The sequence below is a fragment of the uncultured Phenylobacterium sp. genome (assembly GCF_902826855.1).
GTDB lineage: Bacteria > Pseudomonadota > Alphaproteobacteria > Caulobacterales > Caulobacteraceae > Phenylobacterium.
Genome location: NZ_CADEGK010000339.1, coordinates 1 through 2,629 on the forward strand (window position 1 = coordinate 1; position 2,629 = coordinate 2,629).

At 66.1% G+C, this 2,629-nt stretch carries 3 protein-coding genes; all 3 read right to left on the bottom strand.

Annotated elements, in window-relative coordinates; all coding sequences use genetic code 11:
• The coding region (locus QZV94_RS24435) for a TrbI/VirB10 family protein (RefSeq protein WP_293682994.1) at positions 1-827 on the bottom strand (827 nt) is incomplete at its 3' end.
• A 5-nt stretch (positions 828-832) separates the two neighbouring features.
• Positions 833-1,690 carry a P-type conjugative transfer protein VirB9 gene (virB9, locus tag QZV94_RS24440; RefSeq protein WP_293682996.1) on the bottom strand — a complete coding sequence of 286 codons (858 nt, stop codon included), beginning with the start codon at positions 1,688-1,690 and terminating at the stop codon, positions 833-835.
• Positions 1,687-2,629: VirB8/TrbF family protein (locus QZV94_RS24445; RefSeq protein WP_293682998.1), on the bottom strand; the 943-nt coding region annotated here is incomplete at its 5' end. The genes QZV94_RS24445 and virB9, both read right to left, overlap by 4 nt.

Genomic DNA, 2,629 nt, shown 5'->3' on the forward strand with positions numbered 1-2,629 from the left:
TGCTGGATGCCGCCATGATATTCGCCAAGAACCTTGGTGCCCTTCTCCATGAGGACAACGCGGCCATTTTCCGAATAGACGTCGCGCGGGATGAGGCAGGACGTATATCCTGGTTGGGCCGAGTTCATCGCTGTCTGGAGGATGCACGGGATGAGAGTGCCTGCGGTCACGAGGTAGTTGCGGTTGGGCAGCATGGATGCTCGCGCTTCTCCGACGGCGGAGCTCTGGCGCAGCGCATCGAGTGCGTTAGGCTTGGCGCCAACATCGGCGTCATCGGGTCCGAGGGTCGCTTGGGGAGAGCCTGCCGATGCGCGACCGGCCACAGACCCCTGGAGAGGCTGGCGCCCACCATAAGCGATCAGTGTCGAGCGCCGCGCCTGGTCCGCGATATTCTCGCGAGCGGGCTGCGCGCCCGCTGACGGCGCCGCGCCGGGCTGCATGGCGGGCACGATCTGGCCATCCGGGCCGACGGTCGCGCTACCTGCAGGTGGGTTGAGGGCCGGCGCGTTGGGATCGACACCCGTGCCGAGCGGCTTGGGCCGCGCGGCGACTGCATCATAGGCGACGGTCTCGCGCGCGGCGAGGTCGGGACGTTTGGCGGTAGCCTCCGGCTTTGCCATCAAACTGCTGGCCGACTTGCCGCTGGGGCCAGAGTTTACCCAGAGGATCCCCAGCACCATGGCAGTGCCGGCGAAGATCAACGCGGTGTTGCGTTTGGCGACCGTCATCCCACCGATCGGATCGATGCCGCGCTCGGCGATGATTTCATCGCGCTCCGGCGTAGGATCGCCCATCGGGCGGCGTACGCCCTCTACGGGTTCGTCCATGACGCTCACTCCTTCGGGTCTTGCATGGTGCGTTCAACATGAGGCGACGCGGTGTTGGTACCCGGATCGACACCATAAGGCGTCTGAGCCTGGTTATAGATGCACAGCACCTCGCGGTTGCGCCGCAATCGAAGCTGGGCAGCCACCATATGGACGACGACGAATTCGTCGCGGACGTCAAAAGGCACCAGGGTTTCCGAGCCATCGGGCCGTACAAGATAGATAGCCGGGATTTCGTGGTTTCCCGGAAAGCGCATCACCGTGAACTGCCCGTTATCGGATATCTCGGAGGGCTGAAGCGAAGCGGCGCCTTGCACCTTATAATTAAGGTTGCGCGGACCTTCGATCACGCCGTGGTCGAGAGCGCCCCGCACGGCCGTCGCCTGGAGAGCGGCGACCCGTTGTGCTTCGCGGGCTGCGGCGAGCCGGGCCTCGCGCTCTGCGTCATCTCGCGGATAGCGGAAGCGAACCTGGAAGAAGGTATTGGCGCTCGCGCTGCCGATCGGACCGCGCCGCGCGGTCAGTTCGAAGGCATAATTGCGCAGTTCGCCGGCTTTATTGGTGGTAACGATGAGGTTGGTCGGACCGGCGCGCTCGCGGGGCTTCAGAAACAGGATATGGCCTGCGACGGCCACCTCCCAGGACACCGTATCGCCCAACGCGACATGCTCGATCGTCTCGTCACCGCCGAGCACGATCTGTGTCGCTGTTCGGAACGTGCCAACGATGCGGTAGACCTGTGTTTCCTGATATTCGACGAACTTGACCCGGGCATCGGCGGGACCGCCGCGTGGCGTGTCCTCGGCGAAAGATGGGGTGCTCAGAGCCGCGGCCAGAGCTGCAAGGGAGAGCAGCCGCTTCATCGCACCACCTCCGGGTCGGCGCGGTAATTCTCGACCTGAAAACCGAGCGGATTGCGGTAACGATCGCCTTCCGCCATCGGCGCGTTCGTGTAGCGGAAGGTGACCGTTGCAATCCAGTCGCTGCTTTGCTGGTCAGTCTCGGTCTGGACCGTGCGGGTAAAGCGCACATTGGCCACGCGGTCGTTGATGAACGCGATGTTGCGCACACGCGCCTTCAGGCCGTCGAGATCCCCCAGCGTGAAGCGGGCGCGGGCATGTGGCGAGCGCACAATACGCATCCACAGGGCGTCGGCGGGCGCGTCGTCGGCGCCGAAGCGGTCGGTGCCTGCAACCTTGGGGAAGCCATCGACGCGGGCGATGCGCGCGCCGACGGCAGCGCCTGCGTCCGCCAAGGGTGCCGTGAGCGTCGACCCGGCGGCGACGTCCGCCACCGCCTCGATGATCTTGATGTAGCCCGTGCAGCGGCACAGCACGCCGCCGAGCGCATCCTCGATATCGCCGCGGCTGGGCGCAGGCGTGCGCACGAGGAGATCGGTGGCAGCCATCAGCATGCCGGGCGTGCAGATGCCGCACTGGGCGGCACCATGCGCGAGAAAGGCGCGCCGCAGCGTATCGGTCACGCCGTCGGGGCCGGCGCCTTCGACGGTGTGGATCTCGGTGCCGTCGGCCTGCACGCTCGGCACCAGACAGGCGCACACCTGCCGGCCGTTCATGAGCACGGTGCAGGCGCCGCAGTCGCCGGCCTCGCAGCCGACCTTGGTGCCCGTGAGCCCCAGGCCTTCGCGCAGCGTATCGGCGAGTGAGACGAATGGCTCGGCCACCACGGCCTGCGTTCGGCCATTGAGCGTGAAGCTGAGGCGCGTTTTGTCGGGCATCAGGCGGCCCTCCTCGACATCTGCGTGGCGAAGGTCTGCAAGAGAGCGCGCGTGAGCTGCAGGG